This window comes from Heyndrickxia camelliae (genome assembly GCF_002844575.1).
In the GTDB taxonomy this organism is placed as follows: Bacteria; Bacillota; Bacilli; order Bacillales; family Bacillaceae_C; genus Margalitia; species Margalitia camelliae.
In genome coordinates, this window is sequence record NZ_PIQO01000003.1 from 236,128 (window position 1) to 255,636 (window position 19,509).

17 protein-coding genes and 1 other annotated feature are annotated in these 19,509 nt (G+C 37.6%); of the genes, 5 read left to right on the plus strand and 12 right to left on the minus strand.

Annotation, left to right across the window (positions count from 1 at the left end):
* Positions 1-89 precede the first annotated feature (89 nt).
* Complete coding sequence (locus CWO92_RS06385) at positions 90-887, minus strand: SDR family NAD(P)-dependent oxidoreductase (protein WP_101353361.1); 798 nt, start codon at positions 885-887, stop codon at positions 90-92.
* Positions 888-1,448: 561 nt separating this feature from the next.
* The gene (locus tag CWO92_RS06390; RefSeq protein WP_101353362.1) at positions 1,449-2,414 is read right to left on the minus strand and encodes an MBL fold metallo-hydrolase; all 966 of its coding nucleotides are present in this window, start codon (positions 2,412-2,414) and stop codon (positions 1,449-1,451) included.
* A 182-nt stretch (positions 2,415-2,596) separates the two neighbouring features.
* Positions 2,597-2,807, plus strand: a binding site (T-box leader).
* A 45-nt stretch (positions 2,808-2,852) separates the two neighbouring features.
* Between CWO92_RS06390 and proC the strand changes: the two genes are divergently transcribed.
* A complete protein-coding gene (gene proC / locus CWO92_RS06395) occupies positions 2,853-3,668 on the plus strand; it encodes a pyrroline-5-carboxylate reductase (RefSeq protein WP_101353363.1) in 816 nt (271 codons plus the stop codon).
* A 79-nt stretch (positions 3,669-3,747) separates the two neighbouring features.
* The gene (namA, locus tag CWO92_RS06400; protein ID WP_101353364.1) at positions 3,748-4,767 is read left to right on the plus strand and encodes an NADPH dehydrogenase NamA; all 1,020 of its coding nucleotides are present in this window, start codon (positions 3,748-3,750) and stop codon (positions 4,765-4,767) included.
* Positions 4,768-4,825: 58 nt separating this feature from the next.
* On the opposite strand, the gene rnz is transcribed toward namA, so the two are convergent.
* The gene (gene rnz / locus CWO92_RS06405; RefSeq protein WP_101353365.1) at positions 4,826-5,752 is read right to left on the minus strand and encodes a ribonuclease Z; all 927 of its coding nucleotides are present in this window, start codon (positions 5,750-5,752) and stop codon (positions 4,826-4,828) included.
* 199 nt (positions 5,753-5,951) lie between these two features.
* Here rnz and zwf point away from each other — a divergent pair, with 199 nt between their 5' ends.
* Both zwf and CWO92_RS06415 read left to right on the plus strand, forming a co-directional pair.
* A complete protein-coding gene (gene zwf / locus CWO92_RS06410; protein ID WP_101353366.1) occupies positions 5,952-7,454 on the plus strand; it encodes a glucose-6-phosphate dehydrogenase in 1,503 nt (500 codons plus the stop codon).
* Between the two features lie 182 nt (positions 7,455-7,636).
* Entirely contained in the window at positions 7,637-8,086 is a 450-nt protein-coding gene (locus tag CWO92_RS06415) for a YueI family protein (protein ID WP_101353367.1), read from the plus strand.
* Here the strand turns inward: CWO92_RS06415 and CWO92_RS06420 are convergent.
* The 5 genes from CWO92_RS06420 to mce all read right to left on the minus strand — a co-directional run bounded on the left by CWO92_RS06420 (position 8,083) and on the right by mce (position 13,342).
* Positions 8,083-9,318, minus strand: coding sequence for a DNA polymerase IV (locus tag CWO92_RS06420; protein ID WP_101353368.1), 1,236 nt, complete (start codon positions 9,316-9,318; stop codon positions 8,083-8,085). The genes CWO92_RS06415 and CWO92_RS06420 overlap by 4 nt on opposite strands.
* Positions 9,319-9,557: 239 nt before the next feature.
* On the minus strand, positions 9,558-10,037 hold the full coding sequence (locus tag CWO92_RS06425) for a chemotaxis protein CheW (RefSeq protein WP_101353369.1): 480 nt from the start codon (positions 10,035-10,037) through the stop codon (positions 9,558-9,560).
* Between the two features lie 49 nt (positions 10,038-10,086).
* Positions 10,087-11,208, minus strand: coding sequence for a tripeptidase T (locus CWO92_RS06430; protein WP_101353370.1), 1,122 nt, complete (start codon positions 11,206-11,208; stop codon positions 10,087-10,089).
* Between the two features lie 145 nt (positions 11,209-11,353).
* Entirely contained in the window at positions 11,354-12,901 is a 1,548-nt protein-coding gene (locus CWO92_RS06435; protein WP_101353371.1) for an acyl-CoA carboxylase subunit beta, read from the minus strand.
* 42 nt (positions 12,902-12,943) lie between these two features.
* Positions 12,944-13,342 carry a methylmalonyl-CoA epimerase gene (mce, locus tag CWO92_RS06440; RefSeq protein WP_101353372.1) on the minus strand — a complete coding sequence of 133 codons (399 nt, stop codon included), beginning with the start codon at positions 13,340-13,342 and terminating at the stop codon, positions 12,944-12,946.
* A gap of 179 nt (positions 13,343-13,521) precedes the next feature.
* Between mce and prli42 the strand changes: the two genes are divergently transcribed.
* Positions 13,522-13,614, plus strand: coding sequence for a stressosome-associated protein Prli42 (gene prli42 / locus CWO92_RS06445; protein WP_101353373.1), 93 nt, complete (start codon positions 13,522-13,524; stop codon positions 13,612-13,614).
* Positions 13,615-13,683: 69 nt separating this feature from the next.
* Here the strand turns inward: prli42 and CWO92_RS06450 are convergent, their stop codons facing one another.
* From CWO92_RS06450 to CWO92_RS06465, 4 genes are all read right to left on the minus strand, one after another.
* Positions 13,684-14,121: a BrxA/BrxB family bacilliredoxin gene (locus tag CWO92_RS06450; RefSeq protein ID WP_101353522.1), complete on the minus strand. Its 438-nt coding sequence runs from the start codon at positions 14,119-14,121 to the stop codon at positions 13,684-13,686.
* Positions 14,122-14,339: 218 nt separating this feature from the next.
* On the minus strand, positions 14,340-15,464 hold the full coding sequence (meaB, locus tag CWO92_RS06455; RefSeq protein ID WP_101353374.1) for a methylmalonyl Co-A mutase-associated GTPase MeaB: 1,125 nt from the start codon (positions 15,462-15,464) through the stop codon (positions 14,340-14,342).
* Entirely contained in the window at positions 15,465-17,636 is a 2,172-nt protein-coding gene (gene scpA / locus CWO92_RS06460; RefSeq protein WP_101353375.1) for a methylmalonyl-CoA mutase, read from the minus strand. It abuts the gene before it with no gap.
* A 7-nt stretch (positions 17,637-17,643) separates the two neighbouring features.
* Positions 17,644-19,488 carry a methylmalonyl-CoA mutase family protein gene (locus CWO92_RS06465; RefSeq protein ID WP_101353376.1) on the minus strand — a complete coding sequence of 615 codons (1,845 nt, stop codon included), beginning with the start codon at positions 19,486-19,488 and terminating at the stop codon, positions 17,644-17,646.
* Positions 19,489-19,509: the final 21 nt, after the last annotated feature.

Here is a 19,509-nt window from a genome sequence, read left to right on the forward strand (position 1 = left end):
AATGAAAATGATAATTTTTATCAATTGTTTAGACATCCATATATAAATAAAAAGAACCGAAAGCATTCGGTTCAAACAGACATCTATACTTATTTTTGATAAAATGCTTTTCCCCCAACCTTTTCCACCAGACGGGGGAACAATGTATAGAGAACACTCCCAGCGTTCATCCAACGCGGCAAATTAATTTCTCTCCTTTTGGTAAAAATACTTTGCACAATAATATTTGCAAGTTTTTCTGGATTCAACATATACCGCTCAATATTTTTTATGTATGTACCCGATTTATCGGCTATATCAAAAAATTGCGTTGCAATTGGCCCCGGATTGACCGTTGTAACAAATACATTATACGGTGCTAATTCCATGCGCAAACTGTTAGAAAATCCAATAACAGCATGCTTTGTCGCAGCATACGCACTGGATTTTGGTGTTGCAAGTTTTCCAGCTTGTGAGGCAATATTGATAATGTGGCCGGATTTTCTGTTTCTCATAAAAATAAGTACTTCTTTTGTACATGCTATTAATCCAATTACGTTTACGTTAAACATTCCTTGGACATCCTCAATCGATGCCTCATGGGCTTCCTCGAAAATTCCAAATCCAGCATTGTTAATAAGCACATCAATGGAACCAATCTCAGCATTAATTTTTTTAAAAACGCTTGGTATATCCTCCACTCTGGAGACATCAAGTCTATCGACCATACATTTTACTGAGTAAGTTTTTTCAATTGATTCCTTTATTTTTTCCAGCTTTTCAAGTTTTCGCGCAAGTAATACAACATTGGCTCCGCTTTTTGCAGCAGCGTATGCGATCTGCTCGCCAAGTCCTCCGGACGCCCCCGTAATTACAATTGTTTTTCCTTTTAATCTTCCATTAACCATAGGTACCTCCATTTATAATAGACGGAATCCTAAAAGATATGTAACTCCGAATTTTTGGCCACATTGGTCTTTTGAAGTGTTCTAAAAGACATTTTCCCTCACTTTTTTCCGTCACGTTGGTCTTTTGAGTCGTTCTAAAGGACATTTCCCTCGCTTTTTTCCGTCACGTTGGTCTTTTGAGTCGTTCTAAAGGACATTTCCCTCACTTTTTTCATTCACGTTGGTCTTTTGAGTCGTTCTAAAGGACATTTCCTTCGCTTTTTTCCGTCACGTTGGTCTTTTGCAGTGGTTCTAAAGGACATTTCCCTTGCTTTTTTCCGTCACGTTGGTCTTTTGAGTCGTTCTAAAGGACATTTCCCTCGCTTTTTTCCATCATATTGTCCTTTTGAGACGCTCTAAAAGACATTTCCCTCGCTTTTTTCCATCACGTTGGTCTTTTGAAACGCTCTAAAAGACGATTCATTTAAAATCTCTATTAAAAGTAAACCTCGCAAATAATATTACTGGCGCTCACAACAGGTTTATTTATCTAAAAATTATGTTGGACTACGGTAGTGTTAATCAGCTAACAGAAAAATAAGCTACTCCTTTCGCGTCCATTCTTTTTTGAATTTCCCCCATAGATAATAAGAAGTCTAGCTGAGCGGTGGTTTCAGATAATGTCAGTCCAAGTTCCTTTTCATAAACAGCCGGAAATAGTCTTTTACATATTTCGTAAGTTGATAAAGGTCTATCTTTTAACATCTCTTTAACTTGCATTGCTCGATCATGTTGTCTTTGTAATCGGCGTTCAATCAATGGATGCACTTTTATTACATCCGCTCCGTGCCCTGTATAAGTTATTGAAATATTGTATTTCAATAATTTTTTTAGAGATGCGTTATATTGTAATTGCGGCATTGGGCGTTCCGCACCGGAAACTAGTGGTGGTTCCAATAAAGGATTGGAAGATATGGTTGCCAGCACATGATCACCGGCTATTAAAGTGCCATCTTTTTCACGATAAAAGGATAAGTGACTTTGAGCATGACCTGGTGTTTCGATTACAGACCAATTATCCAAACCAGGGATAGAATCATTCTCCTGTATCGTATTCGTAATTGGGCGATATGCACCATATTTTAAAGGTGCCTTCCATTTCTTTAATAATAGTGGAAAATCACCATCAAGACCGAATTCCTGAAACAGTTGATGATAAAACCGATCATGATTGGCAAAGAATTCCTCCTCTTTCTTTAACCATGGCACACAATATGAATGACCATATAGATTTAAATCATCAGGCAGCCACTCTAAGAAGCCGACATGATCTGGGTGATGATGTGTTAAAACAACTTGCTCAATATCCTCAGGCGTATAGCCTAATTGAGAAAGCTGAAAGGTAAAGAGCTCCCAAGCTTCCTTTGTTTTCACCCCTGCATCCACCAAGGTTAAAACATCCCCTTTTATAAGATAAACATTAACATCTCCTACCGCAAATGGTGTAGGTACAGTTATTTTCGCAATATCCCCATTCCACGAAACCATTCTCTAACCTCCAATTTAAATGTATATACAGACTAACTAACTTTTCAAGAAAATGATAATTTCATTGTAGTATTTAAATAGGAGAATGTCATTATATTAGTATAGAATAAACAGAAAATTTTCAAAAAACTGTTGACAGACGGGCTGCTTCTTTAGCATAATCTATAATAATTTAATCTTTAAAACGAGCAATGACCAAGGCTATTAGATGAAAAATGATGAAAGAGAGTGAGGTTCATTGGCTGAGAGACTTCACCATCCACTTTTTCACTCGAACCTACCTTGCGAGCTGATTGGAAAACCAATACGTATTTCGGCGTTAACGACTCAGAGATGAATGCTTGGTGCATTCAAATTAAGGTGGTACCGCGAAATAAACCCTTCGTCCTTTGGATGGAGGGTTTTTGGTCTTTATAAAATCTTCAGGAGGAATGAGTGATGAAAATATCTTTCATAGGTGCTGGATCCATGGCTGAAGCAATGATTAGCGGGTTAGTGAACAAAAATGTTGTAAAGGGAGAACAAATTCACGTCACGAATCGCTCCGAAAACACAAGGCTTCACTTTTTACGTCAAAAATATGGAGTGCAAACAACCTATAATCTCCAGGAACTATTCCATCAATCTAAAATCGTTATTTTAGCAGTAAAGCCAAAGGATGCTGATGAAGCATTGTTAAAGGTTAGTCCCTATATCCAACGAGATACCCTTATTATTTCTGTTATTGCTGGAGTATCAATATCAACAATCGAGAACATATTAAACATACATGTGCCAATTATTAGAGCAATGCCAAACACTTCAGCAGCAATCGGACAATCGGCTACCGCTATTGCAAAAAATGCCTTTGTTCAAGACTGCCATTTAGAATTGGCAGAAGCCCTACTATCCGCTATCGGTATGACAATGATAGTAGAAGAGGAAAAGCTTGATGCAGTTACTGGCTTATCTGGAAGCGGACCAGCTTATATCTATTACATTGTGGAAGCAATGGAGAACAGTGCGCAGGAAATAGGATTAGAATCAGAATTAGCAAAAAAGTTGATTGTTCAAACTCTTTTAGGAGCCGCCGGTATGCTTAACCATTCTAATGAGAAGGCTGAAAATCTAAGAATAGCGGTAACCAGTCCTGGAGGAACAACGGAGGCAGGCATTCGCGTACTAGACCGCCACAATGTAAAGGATGCTCTTATCAACTGCATTAAAGAAGCAACACTGCAATCAAAGCGTCTTTCCACACAATATCACCGGTAATAATTTGTAAGCAAGTTTCTGTAATACAGGAGACGTGGTTGATATAATAATCATAATTCAGAAAAGGAGGTTAATTTGATTGACAGTTAAATTATTTGAACCCTATAAGCTTAAAAATGTGACACTAAAGAACCGAATCGTGATGGCTCCGATGTGTATGTATTCTTGCTATAAAGAAGATGGAAAAGTTACAGATTGGCATTATACACATTATACTAGCCGAGCAGTGGGGCAAGTTGGCTTAATTATTTTGGAAGCAACAGCTGTAACGGCTCAAGGAAGGATTTCGCCTCAGGATTTAGGAATTTGGAGCGATGATCATATTGAAGGTCTTTCAAAATTAGTTGGAATGATGAAAGAGCATGGTGCTGTTACAGGGATACAAATCGCCCATGCAGGAAGAAAAGCAGAACTTGATCAAGAAATCATCGCACCTTCCGCTATTGCTTTTAATGAAAAAATGAAAACGCCGAAAGAAATGAGCCTAGAGGAAATCAAAGATACGATTGAAGCCTTTAAACAAGCTGCTGTGCGTGCGAAAAAGGCTGGCTTTGATGTGATCGAGCTTCATGGCGCTCATGGTTATTTAATCAACGAGTTTCTTTCCCCTCTTTCCAATCATCGTAAAGATGAGTATGGTGGTTCTGCGGAAAATCGTTATCGGTTCTTAAAAGAAGTGATTGATGCTGTAAAAACTGTTTGGGATGGTCCTTTATTAGTTCGCGTATCTGCAAATGACTATCATCCAGAAGGACTTGATATTGATGATTATGTACAATTTTGCAGTTGGATGAAGGAACAGAATGTTGATTTAATTGATGTAAGTTCAGGTGCTCTCGTACCTGCGAAAATCAATGTATATCCTGGCTATCAAGTAAAATATGCGGAAGCTATCAAAAATGGCTCCAATATTGACACAGGAGCAGTCGGACTTATCACATCACCAAAGCACGCGGAAGAAATTTTACAAAATGAGCGCGCTGATTTAATCATTCTTGCACGAGAGTTGTTAAGAGATCCATATTGGCCACGAACAGCGGCGAAAGAACTTGGTGCGGAAATCAAAGCACCCGTACAATATGAGCGCGGATGGTATTAATTTTACCAAAAAGGACCTTTGCAGAAACAAAGGTCCTTTGCTTTAATATTACCATTCTCTACTTAGATGTAGGAATTGGGATTTCAAAAAAATCATGGGCGATATAAGTATTTTTAAAAATACTTTTTGCTTCTTCTACTAAATGTTTAGAATCTTCCAGCCCATATCGAGAGCTTATATGTGTTAAACATAACATCTTTGCATTTGCTTGTAATGCAGTCTTGGCAGCTTGTGTTGTAGTAGAATGAAAATATTCGTAAGCCATCTCCTCATTATCGGCGGAAAAGGTAGATTCATGGACAAGAACGTCTGCATTTGCAGCTAATTTCAATGCATTTGCGCAAGTTCGAGTATCACCTAATATTGTTATGATTCTTCCTTTGATGGTTGGACCAAGATAGTCTTTCCCATGAATAATTTTTTGGTTGTCTAGTTCCACTGATTCGCCGTTTTTTAATTTTGCATAAATCGGTCCGGGAGGTATCCCATCATCACGAAGTTTCTTAGCATTTAAAGTGCCTGGTTTGTCCTTTTCTATTATACGATATCCAAATGATTCCACTGCGTGGTCCAATTTTGCAGCCTCTACAAGAAATTGATCATCTTCGAAAATAATACCATCCTCTATCTCGACAATTTTCAGAGGATATTGAAGATGTGTATCACTAATTTGCAAGGAAACAGTTATGAATTGACGCAGGCCTTTAGGGCCAAATACTGTTAATTCTGAGTCTCCGCTTTGAAAAGAACGGCTCCCTAATAAACCAGGAAGACCAAAAATATGATCTCCATGCAAGTGGGTAATAAAAATTTTTTCAATTCTTCTCGGTTTTAAGCTTGTATGTAAAATTTGATGCTGAGTGGCTTCACCACAATCAAAAAGCCACACAGCTTTTCGTTCTTCCAGAAGTTTCAACGCAATGGAAGTAACATTTCTAAGTTTGGCAGGTATTCCTGCACCTGTTCCTAAAAACAATAATTCCAAACATTAGCCCTCCCATTCTTTTCTAAATAATACCATAACAATAGAGACATTGCCTATTTTTATGGTTGTATTGCAAATTTATTGCTATTCGTGTTTTCAAGCGATAGAATTATGAACTTGTAAGGACTTTTTATTATAGTAATTACTTAAATTTTTGGCATCCTATTAATAGGAATATGAAAAAGGAGAGGTAGCCATTATGAAATCGAAAGAAACTCCATCGTCATTGATTATGATTTTCGGTGCAACTGGCGATTTAGCAAAAAGAAAACTCTTCCCTTCCCTTTACCATTTATATAGAAAAGGAAGATTAGGAAATAATTTCGCTGTTATTGGAACAGCCAGACGTCCTTGGACACATGAAGAATTAAAGGAAAATGTAAAGGATTCTGTTCTTACTTCTATTGGAAAAAGTGAAAACATCGATGAGTTTGTATCTCATTTCTACTATCAAGCACATGATGTTAAAAACACAGAATCATACATAGAATTAAAAAAATTGGCCGATAAGCTTGATGAACAATATTCCTTAAATGGAAATCGAATTTTTTACTTAGCTATGGCACCTGAGTTCTTTGGAACCATTGCCGAACATTTAAAAACTGATGGTTTAAATGATACTAAAGGATTCAAACGATTGGTCATCGAAAAACCTTTCGGACATGATTTAGAATCAGCCAAAACCCTGAATGCCCAAATTAGAAAGGCATTTAATGAGGAAGAAATCTATCGTATAGACCATTATTTAGGAAAAGCAATGGTGCAAAATATTGAGGTAATTCGCTTCGCAAATGCTTTATTTGAACCACTATGGAATAACCGATATATCTCTAATATTCAAATTACATCCAGTGAGGTTCTTGGTGTTGAAGAGCGTGCTAGATATTATGAAACAAGTGGAGCACTTCGTGATATGGTTCAAAACCATATGCTCCAGATGGTTGCACTGCTTGCTATGGAGCCGCCAATCAAATTATCCACAGATGAAATACGCAGTGAAAAGGTGCGTGTATTTCGAGCACTGCGCCCTATTGAAGGTGATCATGTAAAAGAATATTTTGTTCGTGGTCAATACGGTTCTGGACAAATTGATGGAAAAGATGTACCAGCTTATCGTAATGAATTGAATGTGGATCCTGCCTCTAACACAGAAACCTTTGTTGCAGGAAAATTGATGATAGATAATTTTAGATGGGCAGGCGTACCATTCTATATTCGAACAGGAAAAAGAATGGAAACAAAGTCAACCAAAATTGTCATTCAATTTAAGGACATACCAATGAACTTGTATTACAATACAGACCATCAATTAGCACCGAATCTATTGGTTATTCATATTCAGCCTGAAGAGGGCATTACACTGCATCTTAATGCAAAAAAATCGGGACAGCATATGGAAACAACCCCTGTTAAATTGAACTTTTCAAATACCAGTACTCATGGTATAAACACACCGGAAGCATATGAAAAGCTTTTGGATGATTGTTTACGCGGGGATGCAACTAATTTTGCTCATTGGGATGAAGTAGCCCTATCATGGAATTTCGTAGATAAGATTTCCGAGGTTTGGGAAAACAAAACACAAACAGAATTTCCTAATTATGCATCTGGGACAATGGGACCAAAAGCATCCGATCAACTTTTAGAAAAAGATGGATTTTTCTGGTGGCCAGTAACAGATTTAGATATTGATAATTGTTAATTAGAAAAGCTCGAGGTAACTAGCTAATCCGTTAGATGCCTCGAGCAAGATAATAAATGAACCCTTTACTAAGCTCCTCTTTTTAAGAGGGCTTTTATTTTGACAAAATTGGAACCGATTTTTCCCTCATGCTTATGTTGTATATAGAGGAATTATCACAAGGAAATAGGAGGTATATTCTCTTGAGAAACCCTAGCCTCGAAGATTATTTAGAAAAAGGGATTTACGGAGAAAAGCAAATAAAGCCTGCTGAGAAGAAAAAATTTCTCGGTACATTCAGAGAAAGAATTATCATTGCTTTAACGAAGAGTCAAGTAATGGAAAAGGATGTATATCCAGAAGTAACGGACTCTATAAAAAAATACTCGAAAGCGATATTGTTAGTAAATGGAGACATTCCTTACTCAGCTATTTCCAAGTATATCCAAATAGCAAAAACAAACGGAATATCCTTTTCCATTGTCAACCATCACACAAGCTCAACCAATATCGGTTTAGTATTAGCACTTGATGAAGCCATTGATAAGGAAGAAATTTTTATTCAAAAAGCAAACATTAGTCCTAAGGAATCCAATAAAAAAAAGGAAGGATTATGGTCCTCCCTAAAAGGAAAGTTTAGAAAAAAGCATTAAATCGAATCAATATCATCTTTTATACTAGGTCTATGACTGCTCCCTTTTAGGGAAACCCCTTTCGTTACCGCATGTTTACCAAACTTCTTTCGAAGCATTTCCATCGCATTATAAAGGGGTTCTTTCTTTGCTTCCTTTTCGTAGGAGAATAAATCCAATTGTTCCACAGCTTGAAAACGTTCCACTAAATCCTGCCCAGTAACCCCCAACAATCTTACAGGATTTCCATTCCAATGCTTTAAAAATAGATCTTTTGCAGCCGCAAATATGTCCTGCATTTTATAAATTGGATTTTGCAATTTTCGACTGCGGGTTATCGTTTGCCGATTCTTATAGCGAATGGTTATGGAGACATTTGTGGTATAATACTCTTTCTTTTTAAGTCTATTGGCAGTCTCTTCCGATAACTTTTTTAGATAAGCTAACAGCTCATGCTGATTTGCAATATCTTTCGGCAATGTCAAAGAACTTCCAACACTTTTAAATTCATTTGCAGAATCCGGGTCTACCTTTCTCTTATCTTCTCCATTAGCCCTTTCCTTTAATTGCAGTCCCCTTACACCTAACAGATGCCGCAATTGAATATCATCCGCTTTAGCCAAATCGCAAATTTTTCTGATGCCGATAGAAGATAATTTTTCGGCAGTTTTCTTCCCAATCCCATGCATTTCTATTAATGGCAACGGCCATAGTTTATCGGGAACATCTCTTTTTCGTAAAATAGTTATTCCCATGGGCTTCTTCATATCAGATGCCATCTTTGCCAAGAACTTATTCGGCGCAATTCCAATACTACAAGGCAAATCCAATTCCTGTACTAACTGCTTTTGAATTTTTTCAGCAATCTGTATTGGAGTTCCCAATTCACTGCTTTCCGTTATATCTATATATCCTTCATCAATAGAAACCGGTTCGACCAGATTAGAATATTGTCTTAGAATGGAGAACATAGCCGTTGATGCTTCGCGATAACGCTGAAAATTAGGTCGCATAATAATGATTTGTGGGCAAAGCTTTTTAGCTTCCCAAACCGTCATCGTTGTTTTTACTCCAAATTTTCTTGCCTCATAGCTACATGTAACAACAATCCCTTTTCTCTCATCAGGGTTTCCTGCAATTGCAAGCGGTTTTCCTTTTAGGGATGAATCATAAGCCATTTCCACTGCTGCAAAAAAACTATTCATATCAACATGAAGGATAACCCTTCCATTTTTAGGATAATATTGTTTCATAATTGACACTTCCTAAGAACAAATGCGCTAGGCGCTGTGCCTAGACGTAGACAACTTCAACAAGTTATCCACAAGATTAAATTTTATAATTTCATAGACAATGAAAAAACTATAGCGCCGTGCATTAAGCATTTTCACGAGACATAGATCAGGAAGCTTGCTTATCGCCAGGCGCTATAATGGTACAAGTACATTAATATCATTTGCTAAAATACTAATGTAAGTCATTAGTATACGTATTATTGGACTTCTTGCGTATTTTCCTTCATGTATTCTTTTATTTCTTTTATTCCTTCAAGAGATGCAATTAAAATATTCGGATCAATCATTGTAATTAATCGTTCTTCAATATTGGCAATACTTGTAAAATAAGCAGTTTTTGAATACGCTAGTAAGCCGACTTGTTGTAGGGATTCGTTGGCAATATCAAGAATCTCCTTCGCTTCCTTTACAAGTAATCCTACCGATAATTCATCAGTGTGCAACACAATCATTCGCACATCATCATTTACTTCCAATGCTTTTTGATAAAGAACCAATTCAAAATCAATAACAGGAATTAATTCTCCTCGTGATTTTACAATTCCCTTAACAAATGAGGGTAAATGCGGTATGGGTGTAACTTCCTCATATTTATCAATTGATATAACATATTCCACAGGAATTCCATATTCCTCATTTCCAACTAAAAAAATGACTGATTTACTGCTCAATGACAAAAGTATTCCTCCTAAAAGAGCAGACTTAGATAAGTCTGCTCAAGCTTCATTATTCTCCAGCAACCTCTTGCACAATTGCAACAACCATTTCTGAAAGTTTCACCAATTCCTCAATTGGCATTCTTTCATTTGTTGTATGAATTTCTTCATATCCAACGGCAAGATTGACTGTTGGAATTCCAAAACCAGCAATTACGTTGGCATCGCTGCCTCCACCGCTTTGTTCTAACTTACAATCACGACCGATTTTTGCAGCAGCTCTCTTTGCCACTTCAACTACTTGGTCTCCATCGGAAAATTTAAAGCCTGGATACATTACTTGAACTTCGACATCAGCCTTGCCGCCCATTTCTTTAGCTGCTGCTTCAAATGCCTCTTTCATTTTCGCAACTTGGGCTTCCATTTTTTCAGGGACTAAAGAACGTGCTTCTGCAAGAATATCAACACGGTCACATACAATATTTGTTGCTTGTCCGCCTTCAAATCGGCCGATATTCGCTGTTGTTTCCTCATCAATCCTGCCTAATGGCATTCTGGATACAGCTTTTGCCGCAATGGAGATTGCGGAAATTCCTTTTTCAGGTGCAACCCCAGCATGTGCAGTTTTCCCATATAAGACAGCTTTAATTTTCGCTTGTGTTGGTGCAGCTACTACTACATTTCCAACTTTGCCGTCGCTATCTAAAGCGAAGCCATATTTCGCTTTCAATAAAGATGAGTCTAATGCTTTTGCCCCTACTAATCCAGATTCCTCACCTACCGTGATAATGAATTGAATAGTGCCATGTTCAATGTTTTGTTCTTTTAAAACACGGATTGATTCAAACATTGCTGCAAGACCTGCTTTATCATCTGCACCTAAAATAGTTGTACCGTCCGTTACAACATAGCCATCCTTAATGGAAGGTTTCACACCATTACCAGGTACTACCGTATCCATATGGGAAGTGAAGTAAATTATATCTGCAGAAGTGTTCGTACCTTTTAATGTACAGATTAAATTTCCGGCACCATGTCCTGTTTGAGAAGTGGTATCATCTTCAAATACTTCTACTCCAAGGTCTGTAAATTTCTTCTTCAGAACCTTTGCAATTTCTGCTTCATTTTTTGTTTCGGAATCAATTTGGACTAATTCCAAAAATTCATTTAGTAAACGCTCTTGATTAACCATTGAGTTACCTCCAACTATGTAATAAAATCTCGATATAAATATAGAAGCTTTAGTTAATTACTCCAATAGTATATCGCTAATTTCTCACATGGACAAATATTCTTTGCCGTAATCTTGCAATAGTTAAGCATGCATTCTTATCATATTATAAAGGAATATTTCCATGTTTCTTAAATGGTCTTTCCTCTTGTTTGTTGCGAAGCATTTCTAATGCTTGAACAAGTTTTATCCTTGTTTCGCGTGGATCTATTACATCATCTACCATCCCTTGTGAAGCAGCAATATACGGGTTGGCGAATTTCTCACGATACTCATTAATTTTCTGTTTTCTCGTTTCCTCAGGATTTTCACTGGCAGCAATTTCCTTAGCGAATATAATATTTGCTGCGCCCTCTGGCCCCATTACGGCAATTTCCGCGTTTGGCCATGCATATACGATATCTGCCCCAATCGATTTACTATTAAGTGCTACGTATGCCCCACCATATGCTTTTCTTAAAATAACCGTAATTTTTGGTACCGTTGCTTCTGAATAGGCATATAGAATCTTGGCACCGTGACGAATAATTCCTCCGTGTTCCTGTTTAATCCCTGGAAAAAATCCCGTTACATCCTCAAAGGTAATAATTGGTATATTGAATGAATCACAAAAACGAATAAAGCGCGATGCTTTATCAGATGAATCAATATCCAACCCCCCTGCCATAAATTTAGGCTGATTGCATACTAATCCAACTACTTCCCCTCGGATTCGTGCAAATCCTACCACGATATTTTTAGCAAATTCCCTATGCACTTCAAAGAAGGAATCTTCATCTACTACCTGATTAATGACAATACGCACATCATATGGACGAACGGCATCAAATGGTATCGAGTCCGTTAAATCAGGGCGATAGTCATCCCCTTCCCAAGAATGTTTATTCGCCTTCTCTTTACTATTTTGCGGTAAATAGCTTAACAATTTTCTTACCATCTGCAGTACATCTTCCTCCGAGCCGGCTCGAAAATGTGCGTTTCCGCTAATTGTGTTGTGTACCTTTGATCCCCCTAAATCCTCTGATGAAATTTTTTCACCCGTTACAGTTTCAATTACCTTCGGCCCTGTAATAAACATTTGACTTGTTTCATCCACCATAAATACAAAATCAGTAATCGCAGGGGAATAGACGGCTCCTCCAGCACAAGGCCCCATAATGACGGAAATTTGCGGGATTACTCCTGAGTAAATTGCATTTCGATAAAACACATGTCCATATCCATCCAGTGACACGACACCTTCTTGAATACGTGCCCCGCCTGAATCATTTAATCCGATAAATGGAGCACCGTTTTGGGCAGCTAAATCCATTACATTTGCAATTTTTTTGGCATGCATTTCCCCTAAAGCACCGCCAAAAACGGTAAAGTCCTGCGAAAACAAATAGATAGGACGACCATTAACTTTTGCATAGCCGGTCACCACACCATCTCCCGGACCTTTTACATCTTCAAGACCAAAATCATGTCCTCTATGTTCAATAAAGGCATTTAATTCTACAAAGGTACCAGGGTCGACCAATAACTCTATTCTCTCTCTGGCCGTTAATTTACCTTTTTGGTGTTGTTTATCAATCTTGTCATCTCCTCCCCCGAGTTCAATCTCTCTTTTCCGATCGTACAGCTGATTAATTTTCTCATATATATCCGGCATTGTTCTTCCCCCTTGTTGTGTTTCTAAAATCGATTATTTTCCTTAGTTCTTATCATAAAGTTCATATAAAACACCATGCCCCGATTTTGGATGCAGGAATGCAACCTTTGCTCCATGTGCGCCAGGTTTCGGTATATCTTGTATCATTTTCACACCATTTTCCTTTAATTCTCGAATTCGTAATTCAATATTACTAACACCGAATGCAATATGGTGTATCCCTTGACCCCGCGTTTCGAGAAATTTCGCTATTGCACTTGATTGACTCAAGGGTTCCAGTAATTCTAATCTTACATTTCCGACATCAATAAATGCTACTTTCACTTGTTCAGATTCAACATCCTCGATACCAAGACATTTCAATGAAAGCGTTTCCGTATAAAATGGCAGAATTTCCTCAATGGATTTAACCGCGATTCCAATATGATCTACATTCTTCATTTATTTACCCCCTTGCTGTAAACCATCTACCTTATATACTTAAACAGTAATTATCGAAAATCCTGCTGACTAAAGGATTTTCATAAAACTGCCCCATTTCGCTTCGAATAATGCTTGTCAGTTATTAATTTGCCCCCTAAAATAGTTATAAGGACGACAATAACAAGGAGTGATTTGAAATGCCAAAAAAGACTCAAAAGTTTGTAGTCTATTTGATGCTAATTGTTATAATTGCCTCCACGCTGTTAACAGGATTAGCTTACCTACTTTAGATAGATAAAAGACTCATGTTTTCGCATGAGTCTTTTTTGTAGTAAAAAACCCGGAAAAATCCGGGTTTTTTACACTTCTTCACAATATTTTTCAAATGTTTCTTGTAATTTATTCACAACAGACATTGGATCATGACCTTCAATTTCATGTCGTTCTACCATAGTACATAATTTACCATCTTTCAGTAAAGCGAAGGATGGTGAGGATGGTGGATATCCCACAAAGTAACTGCGTGCTTTTTCAGTAGCTTCCTTATCTTGACCTGCAAATACTGTTACCAAGTGGTCTGGTCGTTTATCATAATGTACAGCATGTGCTGCAGCAGGACGTGCAATACCGCCTGCACAACCGCAAACAGAATTTACTAAAACAAGAGTAGTGCCTTTTTGATTGAATGCTTCCTCTACTTCATCTGCTGTTTTTAATTCTTTATAGCCTGCAGTGACCGCTTCATCACGTGCTTGGCGTACAACATCATTCATAAATATATTAAAGTCCATGCTCACGCTTTTCGCTTCCTTTCCTATCATAACTCACCTTAATAATAACAGTTTTTTTATACGATTATCAAATGTTCTATCTTATTTTTGTTTTTTAAATGTTTAAGTTTTGCTAATAGGGGTATGATAATAATACATCTAGATCCATACCCCTAAACTCCCTAGATGTTTTTTTGGATAGCGTAAAAAGCGCTATCCCTTTTTATATTTCTGCAGTAAACAAATTATCTATTTTCAAAACTTGATTCATATTTTTGAAACAAAGCATCGACTGCATTTGATACGGTGATCGTTTCTTTCGCCACTGCATCTTGAATGAAAGGCAGATACTGCTTTATTTCATTATGCTGGAAAAAGGAATTTTCTAAGCGCTCACGTATCATAGCAAACAACCATTCTATTATTTGCGATTGCCGTCTTTCTGTAAAGGCCCCATTATTTTTTGTCTTCTCAATGAAGAGTGTTATTGTATTCCATACTTCCTGTATACCATCACCATATAAAGCTGAACAAGTATATGCCTTTGTTTCCCAACCCCTTGTTGCAGGCATTAAAAAGTGAAGAATTTGATTGTACTCCCGTTTCGTTTTTTCAGCCAATTTTTTGTTTTCTCCATCTGCTTTATTCACCACAATCGCATCCGCAAGCTCCATAATTCCTTTTTTCATTCCTTGCAGCTCATCACCTGCACCGGTGATAGCAAGGAGCAAAAAGAAATCAACCATTCCACGAACAATGACTTCGCTTTGCCCTACTCCAACTGTTTCCACGATGATAATATCATAGCCTGCTGCTTCACATGCAATGATGCTCTCCCTTGTTTTTCGATGAACTCCACCAAGTGTCCCGGTGGAAGGAGATGGCCTTATAAAAGCATTAGGATGTCTAGCTAATCTTTCCATCCTTGTTTTATCTCCTAAGATGCTTCCGCCACTAACCGTTGAGCTGGGATCTACAGCAAGTACGGCTACTTTATAACCTTTTTCACATAAAGAGAAGCCAAACTCTTCAATGAATGTGCTTTTTCCAGCACCAGGAACCCCCGTAATTCCTATTCTTATAGAAGGACATATATTGGGTAATAAGAGATGTAATAATTCCTGAGCTTTTTGATAATGCTGTCTGGCATTGCTTTCGATTAGGGTAATAGCTTTCGACAGCATTATCCGGTCACCGCTCATTACCTTGTCAGCCAAAACCTCTGTAGATATATCTGTGTCCATCACCTTTTGAAATTTCTTTTTTTTGTAAGATTGAAGACCATCATGCATCGAATGGACTCCCGGCATATACGAAGAAGAAAACGACTGATTATTTTCTGACCATTCTGGGCGATTTGTCCCTTCCATTTACTCCATCACTTCCTCATATCCCAAACGACGATATATCTCTTCAATAACTTTTTGTGCTGCAACTGGAATAACTGTTCCCGGGCCAAAAATAGCTACCGCTCCGTTTTCCTTTAAGAATGGATAATCCTGTGCAGGAATAACCCCCCCAATAACCACAATAATATCCTCTCTCCCGATTGCTTTCAGCTCTTTTATTAACTCTGGTAATAATGTCTTATGTCCTGCTGCTAAAGAGCTTACTCCAATAACATGAACATCATTTTCTGCTGCCTGTCTCGCTGTTTCTTCAGGTGTTTGGAACAAAGGACCGATATCAACATCAAATCCTAGATCCGCAAAAGCAGTAGCAATTATTTTCGCCCCACGGTCATGTCCATCCTGTCCCATCTTTGCAATTAAGATTCGTGGTCTTCTTCCTTCGTTTTCAAGAAATTGCTGAGTCATTTCCACAACCTCTTGAATTTCCTCTTCATTGGAATAATTCGAACCATAAACCCCTGAAACCGAACGAATTACAGCTTTATGCCTTCCCGATACCTTTTCAATTGCATCAGAAATTTCACCTAGAGTTGCACGTGCTCTTGCAGCAGCAACAGCCGCCTCCAATAAATTTTCTTTTCCATTTTTAACTGCTTCCGTAATAAATTGCAGTGTTCTTTGAACTTCCATTTCATTACGTGCAGCTTTTACACGCTCCAGCCTTTCAATCTGCTTTTGTCGAACGACTGCATTATCAATATTAAGAATATCAATCGGTTCTTCTTGCTCTAAACGATAACGATTCACTCCGATTATCGCCTCTTTTTTTGAATCAATAAAAGCTTGCCTTCTGGCGGCTGCTTCTTCAATCTTCATCTTCGGAAGCCCTGTTTCAATCGCCTTTGTCATCCCGCCTAGCGCTTCTATTTCATCAATATGCTGCCATGCTTTTTTCATCAGTTCATCTGTAAGAGATTCCACATAATAAGAACCTCCCCAAGGGTCAATTGTCTTTGTAATACCTGTTTCTTCTTGTAAATACAGCTGGGTATTTCGGGCAATACGCGCCGAAAAATCAGTTGGAAGAGCAATTGCTTCATCAAGTGCATTTGTATGAAGAGACTGGGTATGACCCATCGCAGCTGCGTGTGCCTCGACTAACGTACGAATGACATTGTTATAAGGATCTTGTTCTGTAAGACTCCACCCTGATGTTTGAGAGTGTGTTCTCAATGCAAGTGATTTAGGATTCTTCGGATCAAATTGTTTCATTAAATGTGCCCAGATTCTCCTAGCTGCCCTCATTTTTGCTACTTCCATAAAATAATTCATGCCAATTGCCCAAAAAAAGGATAATCTTGGAGCAAAGGAATCAATATCGATACCTGCTTTCAATCCTGTTCGTACATATTCAAGACCATCTGCAAGTGTGTAAGCTAATTCAATATCAGCAGGTGCACCTGCTTCCTGCATGTGATAACCGGAAATAGATATACTATTAAATTTTGGCATTTTTTGCGATGTATACTGAAAAATATCGGCGATAATCCTCATCGACATTTCAGGGGGATAAATATACGTGTTACGAACCATATATTCTTTTAAAATATCATTTTGGATGGTACCTGACAGTTGTTCTGTACTTACACCCTGTTCCTCAGCTGTAACGATATAAAAAGCCATAATTGGTAAAACTGCACCATTCATAGTCATGGATACAGACATTTGCTCTAATGGAATACCCTCAAATAATATCTTCATATCTTCTACAGAATCAATGGCAACACCAGCCTTTCCAACATCCCCCGTTACCCTTGGGTGATCAGAATCATAACCGCGGTGAGTTGCTAAATCAAAGGCTACAGATAATCCTTTTTGTCCCATTGCCAAGTTTCTGCGATAAAAGGCATTACTTTCCTCCGCTGTAGAAAAACCAGCATATTGTCTTACTGTCCACGGCCGATTTATATACATGGTTGGGTATGGGCCTCTTGTAAAAGGTTCAAGTCCTGGAAGATCTTGAAGATGGGTATATCCTTTTAAATCTTCGTTTGTATATATAGGTTTAATCTTAATTTTTTCATTTGTCATATATTCATGAGAATGGTAATTTGTTTGTGAATTGTTTTCTTTTGTTTCCACATCTTTTAAACTATGGAAAGGATGGATATCCTGAAAATTTGGCTTCATCGCTGGGTTACACCTCCCATAAATTCAATAATGAAGTGATTTTTTGTACCATATTTTGATGTAAGTAAATGGAATCTGAGATTCCTCTTTTACAGTAGCTATCCATCTGCTCCCTAGTGAATTTTCCAGAAATATCTATCTTAATAGCGGGATAATTTTCTTGAACCCATTCTCCTATTTTCATTGCGTAGTCTTTGTACATATCATCAGTACCGCAAATACAATAGTACGGAAACTTTGTAGTCGAAATAAATTCCTTTATCTCTTCGAAACTTCTGAAATTATGGCCCCAATCTGTTGTGATTCCGCCAGTAGCCAAAACACCTGTAACAAAATCTGCTCTTGATTTATAATCCTTTAATTCACCTAAACAAATTAACCCTGCACATAATTTTTTTCCTTGTAATTTCATCTCATGCGCTCGTTCGCGCAAATTTTCGAAAGCTTGAGCTATTCTAACCGAAGTAATAGGAATAATAGTACCACCTGTTTTTTCATTCTTTGTGTTAGTATACGAAATTTGTTCTGATGGATTCGCATATACATTGGCCCCAATAACGGAATGCTTTCTAGTTTCTACATCCAAAAGTCGTTTATTTAATACTTGATTGATGTCATTTTGAATCCAACCTGATTTCAACCCTTCTACTATTCCACCTAATGCATCAATTTTTTGAAATAGTTCCCATGCCTTTTCTACTAATTCGTTTGTCAATGACTCTATATAATAGGATCCGCCTGCCGGATCTACGATTCTTTTTAAATGTGCTTCCTCTTGTAATATAAGTTGAGTATTTCTTGCAATCCGTGCCGAAAACTCTCCATTCTCATGGAATATTTCATCATATGGTGAAACATGCAAATAATCAATTCCTCCTATAATAGCAGAAAAGGCTTCATTTCCAGAACGAAGCATATTCACATAAGGATCTAACACCGTTTTCGTAAAAGTTGAGGTTTCCGCGCTTACAACTACACGATCCTCATAAGGAGATATTCCATATGCCCTTGCCACCGTTGTCCATAATGCTCGAAAAGCCCTTAATTTTGCAACTTCCATAAAAAAATTTCCGCCAATTCCAAAATGGAAAACGAGCTTTTTAGCCACTTGACTTGGCTCCCAATCTTTATTTCTCATATGCTCGATATAAAATATAGCCTCTGCTAATGCAAGTGCTAATTCTTGCACGGCATTTGCTCCACCATTATGAAACGGGGTTGTATCTATTAAAATAGTTTTGATATTGGGTAATTCACGGTGTGCCCGTAATACTTGTAAACTCCAGTTTTCTAATATTGGGGGACTATCTGCTTCAAGTTTTCCTTGATGCAGATTACATGAAATCAAATCCATAGCAATAATTCCAAAAGAATGAGACTGTTCCACTTCTAATGCCTTCTTCAGCAGTAAGTGGAAATGATGTTTTGTTAATAAAAAATAGGGAACATTTTGATTATTTAGTTCAGAGAAATTCACATCGTCTACATTTTCCAAATAATCAACGTCAAATGAAAGCGAATCCTGGCCATTTTCCAACGCCCTTTTTAATATTTTTTTTACCTCTGCCCAATCCTGTCTCTTGATTTTCTGTGCAATCCTCCATGTTTTAGGTTGATCTCCTGGTGAGTCAAAACCACGTATTCGTAATCGGGAACCTGAATATTGATCAATATTAGTGAAATCTAAGTCTTCACTGGAATACAAAGGTTTTAACCTTATATTTTCATATGTGTTGCTATAGAGTGCATCCATTGATTTGTTTTTCAATGAATTATTTACCGCAGTCATCCATTCATCCATCGAGTAAGTTGGGAATGATTGCTGCTTGAGATCTTTATGGTTGGTTGACAAGCTGTTATACCCCCTTAACCA